The sequence below is a fragment of the Mycobacterium intermedium genome, from assembly GCF_002086275.1.
Classification (GTDB): Bacteria; Actinomycetota; Actinomycetes; order Mycobacteriales; family Mycobacteriaceae; genus Mycobacterium; species Mycobacterium intermedium.
Window position 1 is genome coordinate 38795 of sequence record NZ_MVHT01000001.1, and the last position, 19478, is coordinate 58272.

General features: G+C 66.3%; 9 protein-coding genes and 1 pseudogene. 5 read left to right on the plus strand and 5 right to left on the minus strand.

Annotation, left to right across the window (positions count from 1 at the left end; translation table 11 throughout):
* Positions 1 to 33 precede the first annotated feature (33 nt).
* From BST27_RS00070 to BST27_RS00085, 4 genes and pseudogenes are all read right to left on the minus strand, one after another.
* Positions 34 to 3207, minus strand: coding sequence for an AAA family ATPase (locus BST27_RS00070; RefSeq protein ID WP_069419276.1), 3174 nt, complete (start codon positions 3205 to 3207; stop codon positions 34 to 36).
* 87 nt (positions 3208 to 3294) lie between these two features.
* A pseudogene (locus BST27_RS00075) lies at positions 3295 to 3603 on the minus strand (PE family protein); the annotation flags it as partial.
* Between the two features lie 98 nt (positions 3604 to 3701).
* A complete protein-coding gene (locus BST27_RS00080) occupies positions 3702 to 6992 on the minus strand; it encodes an AAA family ATPase (RefSeq protein ID WP_079219587.1) in 3291 nt (1096 codons plus the stop codon).
* Positions 6961 to 10098 (minus strand): ATP-binding protein, encoded by a 3138-nt coding sequence (locus tag BST27_RS00085; protein ID WP_372515535.1) that lies wholly within the window; start codon positions 10096 to 10098, stop codon positions 6961 to 6963. The genes BST27_RS00080 and BST27_RS00085 overlap by 32 nt, the downstream gene beginning before the upstream one ends.
* 246 nt (positions 10099 to 10344) lie before the next feature.
* Between BST27_RS00085 and BST27_RS00090 the strand changes: the two genes are divergently transcribed.
* The 5 genes from BST27_RS00090 to BST27_RS00110 all read left to right on the plus strand — a co-directional run bounded on the left by BST27_RS00090 (position 10345) and on the right by BST27_RS00110 (position 18511).
* The gene (locus BST27_RS00090) at positions 10345 to 12849 is read left to right on the plus strand and encodes a SpoIIE family protein phosphatase (RefSeq protein ID WP_079219593.1); all 2505 of its coding nucleotides are present in this window, start codon (positions 10345 to 10347) and stop codon (positions 12847 to 12849) included.
* The gene (locus tag BST27_RS00095; RefSeq protein ID WP_069419273.1) at positions 12849 to 13169 is read left to right on the plus strand and encodes an STAS domain-containing protein; all 321 of its coding nucleotides are present in this window, start codon (positions 12849 to 12851) and stop codon (positions 13167 to 13169) included. Before BST27_RS00090 ends, BST27_RS00095 begins: the two co-directional genes overlap by 1 nt.
* Before the next feature lie 153 nt (positions 13170 to 13322).
* Positions 13323 to 14639, plus strand: coding sequence for a PE family protein (locus tag BST27_RS34370; protein ID WP_069419272.1), 1317 nt, complete (start codon positions 13323 to 13325; stop codon positions 14637 to 14639).
* 264 nt (positions 14640 to 14903) lie between these two features.
* Entirely contained in the window at positions 14904 to 15557 is a 654-nt protein-coding gene (locus tag BST27_RS00105) for a MerR family transcriptional regulator (RefSeq protein ID WP_139804940.1), read from the plus strand.
* Positions 15554 to 18511: a DUF4349 domain-containing protein gene (locus BST27_RS00110; protein ID WP_069419271.1), complete on the plus strand. Its 2958-nt coding sequence runs from the start codon at positions 15554 to 15556 to the stop codon at positions 18509 to 18511. Before BST27_RS00105 ends, BST27_RS00110 begins: the two co-directional genes overlap by 4 nt.
* Here BST27_RS00110 and BST27_RS00115 read toward each other — a convergent pair.
* Entirely contained in the window at positions 18491 to 19225 is a 735-nt protein-coding gene (locus BST27_RS00115) for a sensor domain-containing protein (RefSeq protein WP_069419270.1), read from the minus strand. The two genes, BST27_RS00110 and BST27_RS00115, sit on opposite strands and share 21 nt — an antisense overlap.
* Positions 19226 to 19478 lie beyond the last annotated feature (253 nt).

Genomic DNA, 19478 nt, shown 5'->3' on the forward strand with positions numbered 1-19478 from the left:
GATACGACTTTGAAAGAGCATGGGAAACGTCCATTACTCGACGTCAAGCATCGCCTCGGCCCAATCGGTGTGCCCTTCGAAGCCAAGCGATTCGGCAGCCGCGCGATAACAGCTCGCCAAGTCACGGTAGGCACCATCGTCGCCGCGGGCTCGGGCCGCCAGCGACCGTAGCCGGAGCAGCACGATCTCGCGCATCGCCGAACCGTCATCGGCCCACAGCTCGGTCAACCGGTCGGTTGCTGCCAGGATTTCGGCCAGGTCGCCCCTGGCCCCGCGGTCGCGCAGCGTCTCCACCAGCAAGCCGGTGCCCCAGACGCCGTACGCGATCCCGCCCGCCCGATGCAGCTCATCGAGGGCTCGACGCATCATCGATATAGCACTGTCGCGGTCGCCGCTGATGGCCTTGTCCCGCGCGATCCACAACTCGGTGACCGGGATCAAAAACAGCACGCACTCGTCCAGGCACGTTTCGCGGACCTGCATCATCAGCTCCAGCCCGCGCCGACGTTCGGACTCTGAATCCGAGTTCAGCAAAGCAACACTCAGTGTGTACTCAGCCAAGCTCAGCACGAGATCGCTGCTGGATCCGGTCGCAATCTGCACCGCGTCCTCGATGGCGCGCACTGCGCCGTCTTGGACCCGAAGCGCCCCGTACTGGAGGCCCAGTCCGTAGGTCCACGCAATGACGCCGGCGACGGTTGCCGGGTCCTGACTCGCTCGTGACATGGCAAGCGCGTCGTCGAGGTCGTGTCGCCATCCGGGGTGGCCCAGCCACCACCGCGCGACGCCGCGCCATGCCATGGTGGCCGCCACCGGCCATCCCAGACCGAACCCGGCTCCGGTGGTGGGGTCAGTCCGCGCCAGGTCGATGGCCCGCTGCGACCACCGCGAGATTTCGCCGAACTCGCCGGCACTGAACCAGGCGGCGAATGCGGCAACGGCCAGCCCCACAGTCAGGTTGGGGTCACCGATCGATTCGAGCAGGGTCATCTGTTCGGAGGCCACCCGTGAGGCCTGCGAACGCCCGCCGTACAGAAGCTCTGCTACCTCCCCGGTCATGCCGATGGCAAGGGAGACCTTGTCACCCGTTGCGGTGCACAACTCCCGTAGCTCGGCGAAGCGACCCTGCCGGATCGCTCGGGCCTGCCAATCGGTGACACACAGCATGGTGATCGGGGCGATCCGCATCGACAGTTGGGCAGAGCCGTCGGTGGGCAGATTTTCGGCAACCCGCAGTGCACGCTCCCAATTGGTCCGGGCGGCGTTGACATCGCGGTTAGCTGATGAGGCTGCGGCGCGCATGTGCCAGCCGTATGCGTCGCGCAGCTCTCCGGCGCTGGTCAGATGTTCGGCGATCAGCGCTGCGTTGTCTTCCACCGCGTCCGGTTCGCGTTCTTGGATGGCGGTGGCCAGCCGGCGGTGCCATTGGGCGCGGTCGGTTTTCAGCAGTGATTCGTATGCCACGGCACGGATCAGGGGGTGACGGAAGGCGTACTCCGCGCTCGGGGTGAACCGCACCTGATCGATCAGTTCGGCATCCAACAGCATGTCGATCGCAGCATCGATGCCCAGCGCGGTCAGCAGCTCTGCGTCGAAGCGGGCTCCGATCACCGACGCCGCGGTCAACGCGCGTTTGGCCGCGACGTCCAGGCGGTCGATGCGCGCCTCGATGGCCGCCTGCACCGTGGCGGGCACGCTGACGTCTGCGGCAGCGGTGTGGCAGTGGTAGGCGCCGGGCTCGCCCGCCAGCACCTCGCGCTGGACCAACTCGCGCACCATTTCTTCGGCGAAAAAGGGATTTCCAGCGGCGCGCTCGACAATGATTCCGGCCAGCTCGCTCACCGACGGGTCGGAGCCCAGTAGTTCGCCGAGGAGCGTCTCGATATCCGAATCGCTCAGTGGGGCAAGGGCTATCGTCTGAGCGCCGCGCACCTGGGCCAGTGCCCCCGTGTATTCCGGGCGGGCGGTAATCAGGACCATCGACGGGGCGCGCGAAACGACGGAAAGGAAGTCGGCGAGCATCGATTCGCTGACCGCATCGATCCAGTGCGCGTCCTCGATGACGTAGAGCGCCGGTTGGGTGCGCGCCAGCGATGCGGTGTTGATCAAGCCGGTCAACCGGCGCCGCCGGGCATCGGGGTCGATCTGGGGCAGCGGCACGTCGGGATCGGAGACGCCGAGCAGATCGTTTAGCAGCGCGAGATCCTGCGGGTCGGCATCGGGGAATTGTTGCCGCATGCGCGCGCGTGCGGCCTGGCCGCTGAGGTCAGCCATGCCCAGGCTAGCCCGGAGTAGTCGCGTCACCGCGTAGAACGGGACCTCGGTGGCATGCGACTCGCAGAAGGCCCAGAACACCTCTACTTCGCGGGCGACGGCCAGCGCGGCCACCTCACGGGCTGCCCGGCTCTTGCCGATGCCCGGTGGTCCCACCACGGTCACTACACCACCGCGGCCACTGATCGCGCGATCCACCATTGCCTCGAGAGCCGCCATCTCCCAGCGGCGGCCGACCCTACTCGCCTCGGCACGATCGACCAAGCCGCGCCGCGGCCGAATTGCCAGTAGCCGACGAGCATATATCGGCTCGTCGAATCCCTTGATACGCATTGATTCCGGTTGGGACAGCAGCATGGCGTGCTCGACGAGCCGTGCTGTCGACTCGGACAGCATCACCGCGCCCGGGGGCGCAACGGATTCCATTCGCTGCGCGAGTCCGACGGTCTTGCCGGTCGCGGCGTATCCCAGTGTGCCCGAGCCGATCTCGCCAGCGATCACCCGACCCGAATTCAGGCCCACCCGCAGTCGCAGCGCCATCCCATCGCGGCGCGCCACCTCGGCGGCCAACCGGTCGGCCTCCTGCTGGATGCTCAGTGCGGCCAGGCAGGCGCGATTGGCGTGGTCCTCCAACGCGATTGGGGCGCCGAACAGCGCCATCACCCCGTCGCCGTTGTATTCCGCGGTTCCGCCGTAGCGGCGCACCACGGTCGCCGAGCGCTCCACCAGCTCGGTCATGATTTCGCGCAGCCGCTCGATATCCAGGGTGGCCGCCATGTCCATCGAGCGCACCACATCGGCGAACAACACCGTCACCTGCTTGTATTGGGCCGCGTCTTCGGGAATCGCGACGGGAGCGCCGCATTCGTCGCAATACTTGGCGTTGTCGCGCAACCGGGTGCCGCATGACCCGCACACCACGCCCGCTGTCATCCCCGTACCGCCGATCTCGGGGTGGTGCCCGCGCCCAACCCCGATAGGCCAACAATAGGCCGAGCAGACGCAAAAGGACCCCAATCAACCGAGCAGGCTCTGTAACGGCGCGACGGGCGCTGTCTCGGCGCTCGCATACGAGTCCGCCGCAATTGTCATCAGCTGCACGAACTGCTGGTGAAACGCTGCCGCTCGCGCACTCAGCGCTTGATACGTTTGGCCGTGCGCGGAGAACAGCGCCGCGATGGCTGCCGAGACCTCGTCGGCGCCGGCGGCCGGCACGGTCGTCGTCCCAGCGGTCGCGGCGACGCTGGCCTGGCTGAGCATTGACTCTATGGCGGCCAGGTCCGTTGCCGCCGCCGACATCATTTCCGGGACCGCAAAGACATATGACATGACTGGAGTCTTGCCCGAATCGAACCGGCGGCATTCAGTGTTCGACTACTTAATTCGGAGGGTTCTTGCTTGGGGGAGCCCTGATGCGCGGCGTCAGGTCAAGGGCCGGCGTCCATCATCGCCGTCGCCCACGCGATATGTCCTTCGTAACCAAGCGATCTCGCAATTTCGCGATGCCGACCCAGTAAATCCTGATAATCGTCGTCGCCACGGGCCCGGGCGAGCAGCGCGCGCAGCCGCAGCAGCGTGACATTGAGGATCGCCCAATCGCCGTGGCTGGCAGCCAGCGCGGCCAGCTGGTCTATCGCCTCGCGGGCTTCGTCCAGATCACCGTTGGCGCCGCGCTCTAACAACGCCTCCACAAGAATGCTGCTGCCGCACAAGGCATACCCAATCCGTCCTGCCGCATACAGCTCTGCCACCGTGTCGCGCACAACGGGGATGGCGATGTCGCGCTCGCCACGCCTGATCCGCTCCGGAGCGGTCACCAAATCAGTGACGGGAACCAGGGACGGAATACGCTCGACAAGCGTGGCGCGCTCCCGCACCAAGATTTCCAGACCCCGTTGACGATCGACTGTCGCGCTTGAAAAGACCAGCATCATGCCCAAGCTGTATTCCGCGGAGGCCAGGGCAAAATCGTTGCCGGTTGCCTTGCATGTCTGCACTGCCGTCTCCATCGCATGCAGTGCGGACTCGTCAGGCAAGAACACCCCGTAGACCATGCCCGTGCCGTTCGTCCATGCCTGGACGAGAGCGACGGTAGCGGGATCGCTGTTTCGGCTCATCTCAAGGGCGTCGAGGAGGTCCTGCCGCCATCCGTCGAGCCCGAGCCACCATCGAGCGACGCCGCGGAACGCCAGCGCGATCGCGAGCGGCGACCCAAGACCGAAGCCCGCGCCCCTGGTGGGGTCGCCCGCCGCGAGACCGACGACTGTCTGCGACCACCGTAGGATTTCGCCGAATTCACCAACGTCGAACCAGTTGATAAATGCGACGAACCCCAACCCTACGGACAACGTGTGATTGCCGATCGATTCGAGGAGCGCCGTCTGCTCGGACGACAGTTTTGCTGCATCGAGGAGGCGTCCAGCATAGTTCAATTCGGAGGCGAGGCCGGTCATGGCGATGACCAGTGAGACCCTGTCTCCCGCTAGGGTGCACAACTCCCGCAGTTCCGTGAAGCGCCCCCGACTTTCCTGGACCGCTCGAGCTTGAAAGTCGGTGGCACACAGCATGGTACGCGGCGCGATGCGCATCTGCAGGAGGCCGGGGTCTTTCTCGGGTAGCCCGTCAGATAGTTTGTCGGCGATCTGGCTGGCGCGTTCCCAGTTGAGCCGCGCAGCGCTGACATCACGGTCGGCTGACCACGCTGCGGCGCGCATGTGCCAGCCATATGCCTCAGGTAGGTCGCCGGCGGCCTGCAGATGTTCGGCGATGAGCGCCGCATTCTCCTCCAGCGAGCGCGGCGCACGACGCTGGATCGCGGTGGCCAGGCGTCGATGCCATTCGGCGCGATCGGATTTCAGCTGTGACTCGTAGGCAACCGCATGGATCAGCGGGTGGCAGAAGGCGTGCTCGGGACTAGGGACGAACCGCACCTGTTCGATCAGCTCTGCGCTGACTAGCTCATCGATCACCGGATCGATACCCAGCGCGACCAGCAACTCCGCTTCGAAACGAGCGCCGACCACCGATGCCGCGTGCAAGGTCTGCTTTGCTGCGGTGTCCAGTCGGTCGATGCGCGCCTCGATAGTCGCCTGCACGGTGGCCGGCACGCTGAGCTCGGCAACGTCCGTGGGGCAGGTGTACCTACCGCGCTTGCCGACCAGCGCCCCGCGCTGCACCAACTCACGCACCATCTCTTCTGCGAAGAACGGGTTGCCGGCCGCGCGGGCGGTGATGACCGGCGCTATGCCGGCTACCGATGGATCTGAACCCAACAGTTCGACCAGCAATGCTGAAATTTCTGAGTCAGACAGAGGGCCAAGAGAAATCACGTGGGCGCCATGCGCCCGAGTCAGCACTCCCGCATATTCGGGACGGAAGGTGATCAGGACGATCGCCGAGGTACGCGAAACGATGGTGAGAAAGTCCGCGAGCATCGACTCGCTGACCGCATCGATCCAGTGCGCGTCCTCGACCACGTAGAGCGTCGGTTGGGTGCGCTCCAACCCCGCCTTGTTGATGAGCGCGGTCAATCGGCGCCGGCGCGCATCGGGGTCGATTTGGGGAGGAGGCTCGTCTGGGTCGGCGATACCGAGCAGATCGTCGAGCAGCAGCAGATCCTGCGGCTCGGAATCGGGCGGTACGGCAGTGCGCAGCCTTTCCCGGGCGGCTTCGCCGTCGAGGTCACTCACGCCCATCCGAGTTCGCAACAACCGTGTGATGGCGTGGAACGAGATGTCGCTAGCGTGCGACTCGCAGAAGACCCAAAAAGCCTCAACCCCGCGACCGGTAGCTAGTGCGGCAACTTCGCGGGCGACGCGGCTTTTGCCGATGCCCGGCGGCCCTACCACCGCTACGACGCCACCGCGGCCGCCGACCGCACGGTCCATCATGGCCGCGAGGGCGGCCATCTCCCAGCGCCGACCGACCAAATTCGCCTCGACTCGTTCGACCACGCCATGGCGCGGCCGGATCCCCAGCAGTCGGCGCGCATATACGGGTTCGTCGAATCTCTTGATATGAACGGATTCCGGTTCCGACAGCAGCATGGCGTGCTCGACAAGCCGCGCGGTCGATTCGGACAGCATCACTCCGCCTGGGGGAGCCGCCGATTCCATCCGTTGGGCAAACCCGACCGCCTCGCCGGTTGCGGCGTACCCCATTGTCCCAGAACCGATCTCGCCCGCGATCACCCGACCCGAATTCAAGCCCACCCGCAGCCGCAGCGCGACGCCATCGCGCTGCGCCACCTCGGTCGCCAGCCTGTCGGCCGCCCGCTGGATCGCCAGTGCGGCCAGGCAGGCGCGATAAGCGTGATCCTCCAACGCAACTGGCGCACCGAACAGAGCCATCACCCCGTCGCCGTTGTACTCCGCGGTCCCGCCGTAGCGGCGCACCACCGCCGCCGATCCCTCCACCAGCTCGGTCATCACCTCGCGCAGCCGCTCGATATCCAGCGTGGCCGCGATGTCCATCGACCGCACCACATCGGCGATCAGGACCGTCACCTGCTTGTACCCCGCGCCTTCGTCCGCAAGCGGAGTCTGGGCGCCGCACTCGTCGCAGAACTTTGCCTTGTCCCGCAGTGTCGTGCCGCACGAAGCGCATACCAGTGTCACTGAGGGGCCGCCGATCTTGAGGCGGCTCGAGGGTCCCTCGCCCAGCACAGGGACCTCGGCGATGTCCGCCTCACATCGTCGTTGCCCACGCGATATGTCCATCGTAGCCAAGCGATTCCGCCATTTCGCGATAGCGACTCACCAAGTCCCGATAAGCAGCGTCGTCGCCATCAACTTGGGCCAGCAGCGCACGCAGTCGCAGCACGGTGATGTCGCGCATTGCCCAATCCTCTTCTGCCCTCAGACCTGCCAACCGATCGATCCCCTGTCGGGCTTCAGAAAGGTCGCCTTCGGCGCCTCGATTGAGCAAGGCTTCCACGAGTACGCCGATGCCCAAGACGGCGAAGAACGGGCGCTCGGCCTTGAGTAGATCGTCGACGGCCCTGCGCACCACCGAGATGACAATGTCGCGGTCGCCGTGCCGTGCCCGCTCTGGGGCCGAACACAATTCGGCGACGGGGACGAGGAAGGGAATCGGTTCGCGCAACCACATGTCGCGCACCTGCATCATGAGGTCGAGGCCGCGGTGCCGGTCGCTGGCCGCGTCCCGATTCAGCAGCGCGACGGCCAGTGTGTACTTGACGATGCTCAGTGCCGCGTTGCTCGATCCCTCGGCCGCGTCTACCGCGGCCTCGATCGCGCGCAGGGTGGAGTCCTCCGCGCGCAGCACCCCGAAGGCAATTCCGATACCCCATGACCAGCCGGCGATCATGGCCAACGTGGTGGGGTCGGATTGCCGGGCCATGGCAGTGGCAACGTGCAGGTCCTCCCGCCAACCTGGCCTGCCCAGCCACCACTTTGCGACGGCGCGCCATGCGTGAGCGGCGGCCAGTGGTGATCCGAAGCCTAGGCCGCTTCCTCGGGTCGGGTCGCCGTGAGCTAGGTCGATGACGACTTCCGACCAGCGCAAGATCTCGCCGAACTCGCCCGCGTCGAACCAGTTGTTGAACCCGACGAATGCCAACCCGATCAGCGTGGGGTCGTCAATCGACGTGAGTAGCTCCATCTGCTCGGATATCAGTCGTGAGCCTTCGCTGGTGCGCCCGGCGAACATGAGTTCAGTGCCCAGACCTGTCATGCCGAGGGCGAGCGAGACCTGGTCTCCCGCAACGGTGCACAGATCCCGTAGCTCGTCGAACCGACCCCGACTTTCCTGGATTGCTTGCCAGCCGGTAGCACACAGCATGGTGCGGGGAGCGATGCGCATCGCAATGTGGTCGGGCGTGTTCGCGGGCAGCGCATCGGCGATCGAGCATGCCCGCTCCCAGCTGACCCGGGCTGCACCGACGTCGCGGTTGGCCAACCATGTTCCGGCACGCATATGCCAGCCATACGCGTCGTTGAGATCCCCGGCGGCCTGCAGATGCTCGGCGATCAGCGCGGCATTTTGGTCGATCGATTCTGGACTTCCCCCTTCGATGGCCGCAGCCAGGCGCCGGTGCCACGCGCCGCGGTCGGACTTCAGCTGCGATTCGTAGGCGACCGCGCGGATCAGGGGGTGGCAGAAGGCGTACTCGGCGCTCGGGGTGAATCGCACTTGATCGATCAGCTCCGCATCAATCAGTTCGTCGGCAACCCCATCGACTCCCAGCGCGGTAAGCAACTCCGCGCTAAAACGTTCCCCGATTACCGATGCCGCGTACACCGTCCGCTTGGCCGCGTTGTTCAACCGGTCGATGCGGGCCTCGATGGCCGCCTGCACCGTCGCCGGCACACTTAGCTCAGCTATCCCCGCGGAACATACGTACCTACCGCGTTCGCCGGCCAGTACGCCCCGCTGCACTAGTTCCCGCACCATCTCCCCGGCGAAAAATGGGTTACCGGCGGATCGTTCGGTGATTACCGAGGTGATGTCGCTAACCGATGAATCCGGACCGAGCAGCTCGCCGATCAGCGCGGTGGTGTCCGAATCATCAAGTGGGGCAAGGGCTATCGTCTGTGCACCATGAATGCGGCTCAGTACTCCGGCATACTCCGGACGGAAGGTGATCAATACCATTACCGGGGTGTGCGCGACGACGGTCAGAAAGTCGGCCAGCATCGACTCGCTGACCGCGTCGATCCAATGCGCATCTTCGATGAGGTAAAGCACAGGCTCGGTGCGCTCCAGTGCCGTCGTGTTGACAAGTGCGGTTAGGCGGCGCCGTCGCGCATCGGGATCGATCTGGGGCAGGTCAACGTCAGGGTCGGCGATACCGAGCAGATCATCAAGCAACAGCAAATCCTGCGGGCTGGCATGGAAGGAGACAGTGGCCCGCACCTGCGCGCGGGCGGCTTCGCCCTCGAGATCGGCCACACCGCTGGCCGCCCGCAACAATCGCGCCACCACGCCGAAGGAAACATCATGGGCGTGCGATTCGCAGAAGGTCCAAACCACCTCGACGCCGCGCCCCCCGGCCAGTGTTGCGACCTCGCGAGCGACCCGGCTCTTGCCGATGCCGGGCGGTCCCACCACAGCCACGACACCACCGAGGCCGCCGATCGTGCGATCCACCATGGCGTCGAGAATCGCCATCTCCCACAGGCGACCCACCAGGCTCGCCTCCGGGTGTCGGATCAACAGATCCCGCCGGGCGGTCGCGATCAGCCGGCGCGCGGGCACAGGTTCGTCGGCGCCTTTGATGCGGACCAACTCCGGTTCAGACAGCTCCACTGCGTGTTCGACCAGTCGTGCGGTGGACTCTGAAAGGAGTACTTCGCCCGGTGCCGCCGCGGATTGCATCCGCTGGGCCAAGCCGATCGGTGCACCCGTTGCGACGTATCCAAAAGGTCCTGAACCGATCTCGCCGGCAATCACACGGCCCGAGTTCAGTCCCACGCGCAACCGCAACGTCATGCCATCACGCCGCTGAACCTCATCCGCGAGCCGGTTGGCCTCCTCTTGAATGGCCACCGCCGCCAGGCACGCGCGTCGGGCGTGGTCCTCCAACGCAATGGGGGCGCCGAACAGCGCCATCACCCCGTCGCCGTTGTATTCGACGGTTCCCCCGTAACGGCGCACCACCGCCGCCGAACGCTGCACCAGCTCGGTCATTACCTCGCGCAGCCGTTCCATGTCGAGCATGGCCGCGATGTCCATCGACCGCACCACGTCGGCAAACAGCACTGTGACCTGCTTGTACTCAGCCGCGTCGAGGGCGGACGCGGTCGGGGCACCGCATTCGTCACAGAACTTGGCGGATTCGCGCAGCCCGGTACCGCATGACATGCAAGCCCCGCCCGCCGTCATCGCAGCACCGCCGATCTGGGGGTTGCGATCGCCCCGATGGCCCAAGGATAAGACGTTTATCAACGCGCAGACGGGGAAGAATTGAACGACACACCTGTGACGCGACTGATCGTCGCGAAGTCCGAATGCCAGAAACCCAGACCTAGCGATTAGGTTTGTTCGTATGACCGACAACCGGGGGGATCCGCTTTGACCTGGTTGGGCCGTCACGAACCGGTCAAGCAAATGCACGAACAGCTCGATGAGTTGGTCGCCGCGCGTGATCAGCTGGAACAACTCGTGCGCGTCATCGTCGAAATCGGTTCTGTCCTGGACCTGAAGGTGACGTTGCAGCGAGTCGTCGATGCGGCAATGGAATTGACCGGTGCCCGTTTCGGAGTGCTGGGGATCCGCGGGTCTGACGGCAGCCTGTCTTCTTTCGTCCGTTCGGGAATCAACGACGCAACTGCGCAGCTTCTGGGCGATGTGCCGGTCGGTGCGGGTGTCCGCGTTGCCGACCTGAGCGCGTACCCGGCGGCCAGTGGCTTGCACGAACACGACCCGTCGTTGCGGTCCCTGCTGGGAATCCCGATCACGGTTCGCGGGGCCGATTTCGGCAGCCTTTATCTGACCGACGATCGGCCTGACCAGGGGTTCTCCGAATCCGACGAGGGCGTCGTGTGGGCGCTTGCCACCGCGGCGGCCGCCGCCATCGACAACGCGCGGTTGTTTGAGCGCGAGCGTGAAGCGGCGAAGTGGACGAAGGCCAGTCGCGAGATCACGACGGCCTTGCTGTCCGGGGACCCCAAGACCGGCCCGTTGCAGCTGATCGTGAACCGCGCTCTGGAGCTGGCCGACGCCGAGCAGGCAATTCTGTTGGTGCCGGGGGAGCCCGACCTGCCCGCGAGCGACGTCTCGACCCTTGTCGTGGCGGCCACGGCAGGTCGATACGCGTCGGAGGTGATCGGTCGCCAGGTCCCGATGGACGGCTCCACCACGGGCGGCGTTGCGCGTCGGGGGCTACCGATGATCACCGATTCCTTCGCCTATCCGATCGAGGGGTTCACCGATGTCGGAGAACGCCCGGCCATCGTCATGCCGCTCATCGCGCGGGACGCGGTGCTCGGCGTCATTGCGGTCGCGCGGCGTCCGCAGCAGGCGCAATTCAGCCACGACTACCTCGAGTTGGTCAGCGACTTCGCCCGGCATGCCGCAATCGCATTGGCGCTGGCGGCTGGTCGGGAGCATGCGCTCAACCAGGAGCTCGCTCAGGCGGACACCGTCGATGAAGCGGTGCGGGCCGCGGTCGAGGAGCTTCGTCGACAATGGCGGGCGGTCCGGGTGCTGGCCGTCACCTTCCCGAGCGGCAGTTCCGCACCGGAAATGGCCTATGCGCCCGCGGTCGTGTCCGTCGGCGACGCCGTCCAGTGGCACGACCTGTCGCCTCAGCTGCAGCAAACGCTTGCGTCGCTGTGCGACGGCGACTTGCTGACGCCCACTATCGCCACGCCGGATACGGCCGGCATCGCGCTGCAGCATCCGGAAGGCGTGCTGGTCGTTTGGATTGAACTGCCCGAGAATCGGCCGTTCACCCTCGAGGACCAGACCCTGCTCACCGTGCTGGCCGGTCGCCTCGGGCAGGGCCTGCAGCGGGTGTACCAGGTTGATCAGCAGCGTGCGGCCGCCCTGGCCTTGCAGCACGCGATTCTCGGCCCATCGCACCTGCCGACGGGTTTCGCGGTGCGGTACCAGGCCGCCAGCCGACCCCTGCAAGTGGGCGGCGACTGGTACGACGTCTTTGATCTGGACGACGGTCGCATCGCCATGGTTGTCGGCGACTGCGTCGGTCACGACTTGGCCGCCGCTACGGTCATGGGCCAGGTACGCAGCGCCTGTCGCGCGCTGCTGTTTGACGAACCCAGCCCAAGCGCCGCCTTGTCCAGCATGGACCGCTTCGCCGCTCGGCTGCCTGGTGCCCGATGCACCACTGCGGTTTGTGCGGTGCTCAACCCCGAGACCGGGGAAGTGGTGTATTCCAGTGCTGGGCACCCGCCGCCCATCCTCGTCAAATCCGACGGCTCCGCTCAGATTCTCGACGACGGCCACACCATCCCACTGGGAGTGCGACGCAACTGGCCCCGCCCAGAGGCGCGCGTGACCATCCCAGCGCGCGCCACCCTGGTGCTCTATACCGACGGTTTGGTCGAGCGGCGTCGCCACCCGTTGACGGAGGGCATCACCCGTGCCGCCGACGTCATCAAGGACGAACATGCCTCGTCGCTCGATGAGTTGGCCAACGAGATCATGTCCCGTCTTGCTCCCAGCGGCGGTTATCAGGACGACGTTGTTCTACTGCTGTACCGCCACCCCGCCCCGTTGGAGTTGAACTTTCCTCCGCATGCGAGTCAGCTTGCCCACACCCGCAATGCCTTGCGCAGCTGGTTGAGGCAAGCTGATGTGCGCGCCGAGCAAAGCATGAATGTGCTGATCGCCGCCGGCGAAGCCGTCTCGAACGCCATTGAGCACGGCCATCGCAACAAGTCAGAAGGCTTGATCCGGCTGGACGCGACGGCCTGCGTCGACGAGGTGCATTTGACCATCACTGACTCCGGCTCATGGAAACCACAGCAGCCAATCGCCAACAATCAGCGCGGTCGGGGAATCAGCCTGATGCGCAGCCTCATGCAAGACGTGATCATCGATGCCGACACCGGCGGAACCACCGTTCACTTGTCCACGAGGATTACCTGATGCCTACGTTGCTCACACTTGACACCGCGATTTCCGGCGCAGGCAAGCTCGTGTTGGTCGCGGTGGGAGAAATCGACCTGAGCAACATCGACGAGTTCAACCAAGCACTCGCTGCGTCCACCGCTGAAGCCGCGGCACGTGGCGGGAAGTTCACCGTCGACCTCAGTGCCGTGGAGTACCTTGACAGCGCTGCGATCAATGCCCTGTTCGCACACGCCGACGACATTGACCTCATCGCCCAGCCCCTGCTGATGTCCGCTCTCACCATGAGCGGTCTGGCGGAACTGGTGTCTATCGAGGTAGCTCCGTCTGGAGAATGACCGACCACGATTCCGACCAGGTGGTATTGGGTGTCATAGCCGTTACAAAGACAAAAGTCTCGGTGTAACGCGTTCTAGGGCGTTACGATCTGCCGTAGCTATGGCACGATGACGTTCGCCACAGCCGACTGACAGCAGGGGTGGGAGCTCCCAATGCCTGATCTGAACGTTACGCCGCAGTTGTTGGCCGCGGCGGCCAATGACCTGTCCGCGATCGCTGCGACGATGAACGGGGCCAATGCTGCCGCTGCCGCCCCGACCTCAGACTTGACGGCCGCGGGCGGGGACCCAGTCTCGGCGTACATTGCGGCGCTGTTCAACTATCACGCGGCGACCTACCAGGCTGTCGGCGCCCAGGCGGCGACGTTTCATGACCAGTTTGTGCAGCTCATGCGCAGCGGCGCGGGTTCGTATGCGGCCACCGAGGCGGCCAACGTCTCGCCGATGCAAGATGCGTTCGGCGCCGTCAAGGCGGCCGCCGAGTCTCCCACCGGGCGCTCGCTGATCGACGGCGCCAAGGGGGCGGTGGGCACCGGCCGGGAAACGGCTGAGCGGATGCTTGCCGATGGAAAGACCACCGGCGCGGCCCCGGTCGGTTCCACCTCATACGGTGGCAGCAGCGGTGGGGCAGGAGCCGGCGGGCTCGGTGCCGACGGTGGTGCTGGCAACGGCGTTGCGGCGGGCGGTGGGTCGGCTGTCCATGCTGGCGGCGGCGACGTCGGCGGTGGCGGGACCAGCGGTGGCGGCGGCTCGTCCGCGTCGGTCGGTAGCAATGGCGCACCCAGCGAGGTGGGAAGTATCAACTTCATGACCGCCGGCGGCGGTGCGGCCGGCTGGGTTGCTGACCCGAACTTCGCAGCGGGAGGCCCAAGTGCGGCGGCGACCGTTCCTGTTGTCCCGGCAACGCCATTTGGTGGTGATGTCGGCGGCTCCGGCGTGCTCAACCCGGGCGGCCTGTTTGGCGGGGCTGCCGGTGGCGTTGGACATGGCGCCGGCCATGCCGGCGACGCCGCGGCCGGAGCTACCTTTGCCGGAACCAACGGCGAATACGCCCCCATCGCGGGTCTGACCGCACCGGTGGCACCGGCGGCTCCCTCGGCGGCGCAAGCACCGACGACCCACACAACCGCATCCGCGGCGGCGGAACAGTCGCTGGCAAAGCCGCCGCCGCTGCAGCTGAACGACCCGGCCCACCCGAACCTGGCACGCGCGGACACTTCGGTCCATGCCGCCCAGCACGCGGCCCAGCATGCGACGCCGGTGCAGGACGACAAAGCCCTGCTGGTCATTCCGTTGCCGAGTCTTCGCACGTTGCGCGAAAAGATCAAGAAGTTGACTGAGCTACGAACTTCGGAGCTTTACGGCGAAAGCGAATTCCGCAATCCGACTCGGGAAGATGCGTTCAGGCAGCTAAGCCCGCGTGACCAACTCCTGCAGGCCCTAGGTATCCGTCCGCCCGACCTCGGCTGATCAAACTCCCCGTTGACACCATGCGGGACGTCGCAACGCCGGGGATGCGGCCTTCGCGTAATGCCGGTGTCGTCGCGCACCCTCGTGGCGCATTCCAGGCCGAACGAGATGTCGGCGACGAAATCGTCAGGTCGGTCCCGATCGCGAGGATCGAAAGGGTAGGCAATCGACGATAAACGCTCGGGCGTGGGTCTCGGTCGTGACGCTGGATACCCGACGGCAGAACATTGACAGTGTCACGATTACAGTGTCAGTATCGTTGGCATGACCGCGCAGGCGTCGTGGACGCTGGACGAGTTGGTGCGACGGGTCGCCGTCGGACTGGCCGATCCCGCGTACCGTGGCGCGCCGAACGGCCGGGTTCGCGAGTTGCCCGATCGCCGAGCGGTGCGGTGGTACACGACGACGGGTCTGGTGGATCGGCCGGCCATGCAGGGGCGCACGGCGCTGTACGGACCGAGGCAGTTGCTGCAGGTCATCGCAGTTAAACGCCGGCAGGCCGAGGGCCGTTCGCTGGCCGAGATCCAGGCCGAGCTCGCGGGCGCGACTGACGAAACATTGCGCCGCGTCGCCGCCGTCCCCGACGAAGTTCTCGCCGCGCCGTCGGAAGCTGCGGCGAGCGTGCCCAAAATGTCGGACTCGACGGCGTGTCGCGGTGCCGACACGCACGCTCGCGACAAGGAGCGATCGGCACGACGGAGGCGGTTCTGGGCCGAGCACCCCGCCCCCGGCCCTGACACTGTTAGGAAGCTGTCCGGGCTGAGTCTGCCCGGGGGGGCGATGCTCGTGCTGCCCGTCGATCACGACGGCCGCCCCGACGAAGACGACATCAACGCGATCCATGAGGCCGCACGGCCGCTGCTCGATCTGCTGGCCGACCGTGGCCTGCTCTCCCTCGACGAACGGAGCACATCATGACCGTCCGCAGCACACCCACCAGCGACGTAGGGACGGACGACGCCGAACTTGGTGAGCTGCGTACCGAGCGTGGGAGCCTGCCGCTCGACCGCGTCGACATCCGCGTCGAGATCACCGGTCTCACCAGCCAGATCGAACTGACCCAGGACTTCGTCAACACTTTCGACGACCCTCTGGAAGCCAGCTACGTGTTTCCGCTGCCGGACCGCGCCGCGGTCACGAGCATGCGGATGAGCGTCGACGGGCGCACCGTCGAGGCGGAACTTCGCGAGCGGGAGGCCGCGCGCGAAGCCTACGACGACGCGGTCGCGGCGGGCCGGCGGGTGTCCATCACCGAAGAGGAGCGGCCGGACGTCTTCACCATCCGGGTCGGCAACATCGTGCCTGGTCAAAGGGTCGGCGTGACCCTCACCCTGGTCAACCCACTGGTCTACGAGGATGGCGAGGCGACGTTCCGGTTTCCGCTCGTGGTTGCGCCCCGGTACATCCCGGGTGAGCCGCTCGCCGACTTCGCCGTCGGCGACGGTTATGCCGACGACACCGACGCGGTGCCCGACGCATCCCGCATCACCCCACCCGTGCTCGCGCCGGATTTCCCGCATCGGGTTCCGGTCAGCATCGATATCGGCATCGACCCGGCCGGTCTCCCGGTGCCGGACGTGCGGTCCAACCTGCCCCTGGTCACGACCGATGACGGACGGATTCGAGTAGAACCCGCGGAGTGGGCCAAACAGGATTTCGTGCTTCGGCTGCGCTACGGGGTCGAGGCGCTGACGAGCTCGCTCGTGCTGGTTCCCGACACCGACGCCGACGGTGACGAGGGGACGTACCGGCTCACGGTGCTGCCACCGTCATCGAGTGGGCCGCCGCGCCCCCGGGATTTGGTGCTGGTGCTGGACCACTCTGCCAGCATGGCGGGGTGGAAGGTGGCTGCCGCGCGCCGCGCCGCCGCGCGAATCGTCGATTCGCTGGACGCCGAGGACCGATTCGCGGTGCTGACCATCGGCGACGGAGTCAGCCGGCCAAAGGGTCTGGGCGAGGGGCTGGTCGAGGCGAGCGACCATAACCGCTATCGCGCGGTCGAGCACCTCACCCGCGTCGAGGCGCGGGGCAACACCACGATGCTTGCGGTGTTGCGCCAGGCGCTCGTCCTGGCAAGCGAGACGGTACAGGACGCCACTCGTGACGCCGCTGTCATCGTGATCACCGACGGGCAGATCGGCAACGAAGACCAACTGTTACGTGAACTGTCGAGTGACCTGCACCAAGTGCGCGTGCACACGGTGGGCGTCGACCAGGCCGTCAACGCCGGATTCCTGCGCCGGCTCGCCGCGGTGGGTGGGGGCAGCTGCGACTTGGTGGAAAGCGAGGCTCGGCTCGACGAGGCTTTGCACGCGATTCGGCGGCACATCGGGGTGCCGTTGGCGCGCTCGCTGACACTGCACGCCGACGGGCTTTCACTCATCGAGGAGACCACCAGCCCGGCCCGGCTGCCGGATCTGTACCCGGGGACCCCGCTGGTGGTGACCGGGCGGTACCGGGGGAGTGCGGGTACGGCCATGGGCTCGATCACTCTGCGTGGCGCCTCGGACGTCGGTGCAGATTGGTCGCTCACGGTCGTCGGCCGGCCCCATGAAGCGCCGGAGGTGACCGCGCAGTGGGCGCGGGCGCACCTTTGCGACCTCGAGGACCGCTACGCCGCGGCGGGCCAGGCTTCCACGGAAGAGTTGGAGAAGCGGATCGTCGACACCTCGCTGCGGTTTGGCGTCCTGTGCAGGTTCACCGCGTTCGTCGCCCCGGACAGCCGAGACGGCCGAGTGGTTGCCGAGGGCGCGCTGCTGCACCGCGTGCTGCAACCGGTCGAGGCATCGGTTGGACCTGCTGCCGCAGACGCGCAGCCCACCCCCGCCCGCAAAGACGCGAAGACGGCAGAGGCGGAGAAACCGACACCGCGAACCGTCAAGCTGCGCAACGTTGTCGCCGCGGCGTTGATCGGCGTCGTGTTGGTCGGCCTCGGCTTTGCCTGGTCGCTTCGGGGTGGCGGCGTCCCGCCTACGGCCCGTGATGAAGGCGTGGTGTCGGGCAAGTTGGGCGACGTCTCGGATAACTACCGCAGCGCGCCCACGGTGGCCCCAGGAGCTCCCGCGACGAGGGGCGGCGCCGGCACCGAAAGCACGGTCGTCGTACCGGAGGCTCCCCCGCCGATTCCGCCACAGTCGCCGGCGGACGGCACACCCTTCAAGCGTGACATCGTCACGACCGGATCCGTGCAGTTGGTTGTCGCCGAGCCGGCCGACGTGGCCGATCGGCTGGTCGCCGCGGTCACCGAGGCCGGGGGTCGGGTGGACTCGCGCTCGCAGCAGTCCGCGTCTCAGTCCGCGCAGCCGACGGTCAACCTCGCCTTGCGCATTCCCGCCGACAAGCTCGACGGAGTCCTGGCCGATGCCAAGAAACTCGGCGACGTGCGGTCAATGTCGATCAACCACACCGACGTCACCTCGCAGCGCGTGGATCTCGATGCCCGCATCGCGGCACTGCAGACCTCGGTCACCCGGCTTCGCGAACTGATGGGCCGCGCGGGTACCGTCGCCGACCTGCTCGCCGCCGAATCGTCGCTGACCCAACGACAGGCCGAGCTGGACTCGCTGCGGGCTCAGCGCGCCACCCTAGGCGACGAGATCGCGTACGCGACGATCAACGTCAATATCTCGACCACGCCGACGGCACCCCCCCGGACCGGTTTCGGAGGTGCGCTGCAGCAAGGCTGGCAATCATTGCTGTCCACCCTGCACGCCATCGTGCTCACCGTCGGGTTCCTGCTGCCGTGGCTGCCGGTGCTTGCCGCGCTGGTCTGGGCCGTGGTGTGGGTGCTGCGTCGCCGCAGGGCTTCCCGGCGTGCCGCTGGCGTCGAGGAGCGGGAGGACGCAGCCGCGTCAAGCGGTGGAGCTGAGTAGCTGGTTGATCTTCTCGAGCCGCTTGGTCGCCAAGGGGTCGATCTTGACGGAGCGGTCGGGTGAGCAGGTGACGATCTCGGAGACCACGTTGGCCTTGGCTATTACGGCGAACTCGCAAACCCATTGCTGGCCAGTCAAATTCGTCATCCAGTGCACAATCTCGGGTGCACTCGGGATGAGCGGTGCCGGGGTCACGGTCATCCTGCGCTCATCGTCGCCCCATGCGCTGACGGGATGCTGGCAGTCGGAGACCGTGTTGCGGACCGAGGCGAGAAAACCCGCGGCGTCGAAGCTGCGCGGGTAGGCGGCCGAAACCTCGAGCAGCTGGTGCTGGTTCTTCATGTGGTCTTGCTGAGTGCGGGCCTCGCGGCCGGTGTAGTTGCTGGGAAACAGCGGGAAGCGACCGAACGCCACCGCGCCATGGCATTTGGCCGGGTCGGCCCCGATGAACAACGCGGCCTGCATGTCATCCTCGGTCAGCGGATTGTTCGGCACCACCGAAAACGACGCCGACGGCGTCAACAGGTCCTCCAGCTGAGAGGGCTGGATGGGACCGCTGGAACCGGCGCCCCTCGGTGCGGCTTTGGGGATACCGCTGACGACGCTGGTGCATCCCGGAAGCGCGATGCACAACACCAGGAGCAACCAGCGCAACGCTTGGCTCCCGAGCTTGAGAGTGGTGTGCCCGCGCGGCGACGCGTCACCGCCCGCCATCCACCGCCTCCTTCACAGCCCTCCTTCAAGCCGAAGATTTCGACTGTCAGTATCCGCTGGACGTAGTAAATCCGCTTACCGACTCCCGGACTGCGCAAAAACCGCCACATAACCGCCGGACTGGGCGCAAAATTGACGCACAAGTCGGCGCGTTCCCCCAATGACGAAGGAGCGAGGTTTGCAATGAGCCATGTGCTACGGCGATCCGCAATCGGGGCATTCGCTCTTGCCTCCGCGGTGCTGACCGGTCTAG

Bases quoted from the DNA above. Each gene is read 5' to 3' on its own strand.
- BST27_RS00070 (WP_069419276.1), bottom strand. From the start codon at position 3,207: ATGACAGCGGGCGTGGTGTGCGGGTCATGCGGCACCCGGTTGCGCGAC.
- BST27_RS00080 (WP_079219587.1), bottom strand. From the start codon at position 6,992: ATGGACATATCGCGTGGGCAACGACGATGTGAGGCGGACATCGCCGAG.
- BST27_RS00085 (WP_372515535.1), bottom strand. From the start codon at position 10,098: ATGTCATGCGGTACCGGGCTGCGCGAATCCGCCAAGTTCTGTGACGAA.
- BST27_RS00090 (WP_079219593.1), top strand. From the start codon at position 10,345: ATGCACGAACAGCTCGATGAGTTGGTCGCCGCGCGTGATCAGCTGGAA.
- BST27_RS00095 (WP_069419273.1), top strand. From the start codon at position 12,849: ATGCCTACGTTGCTCACACTTGACACCGCGATTTCCGGCGCAGGCAAG.
- BST27_RS34370 (WP_069419272.1), top strand. From the start codon at position 13,323: ATGCCTGATCTGAACGTTACGCCGCAGTTGTTGGCCGCGGCGGCCAAT.
- BST27_RS00105 (WP_139804940.1), top strand. From the start codon at position 14,904: ATGACCGCGCAGGCGTCGTGGACGCTGGACGAGTTGGTGCGACGGGTC.
- BST27_RS00110 (WP_069419271.1), top strand. From the start codon at position 15,554: ATGACCGTCCGCAGCACACCCACCAGCGACGTAGGGACGGACGACGCC.
- BST27_RS00115 (WP_069419270.1), bottom strand. From the start codon at position 19,225: ATGGCGGGCGGTGACGCGTCGCCGCGCGGGCACACCACTCTCAAGCTC.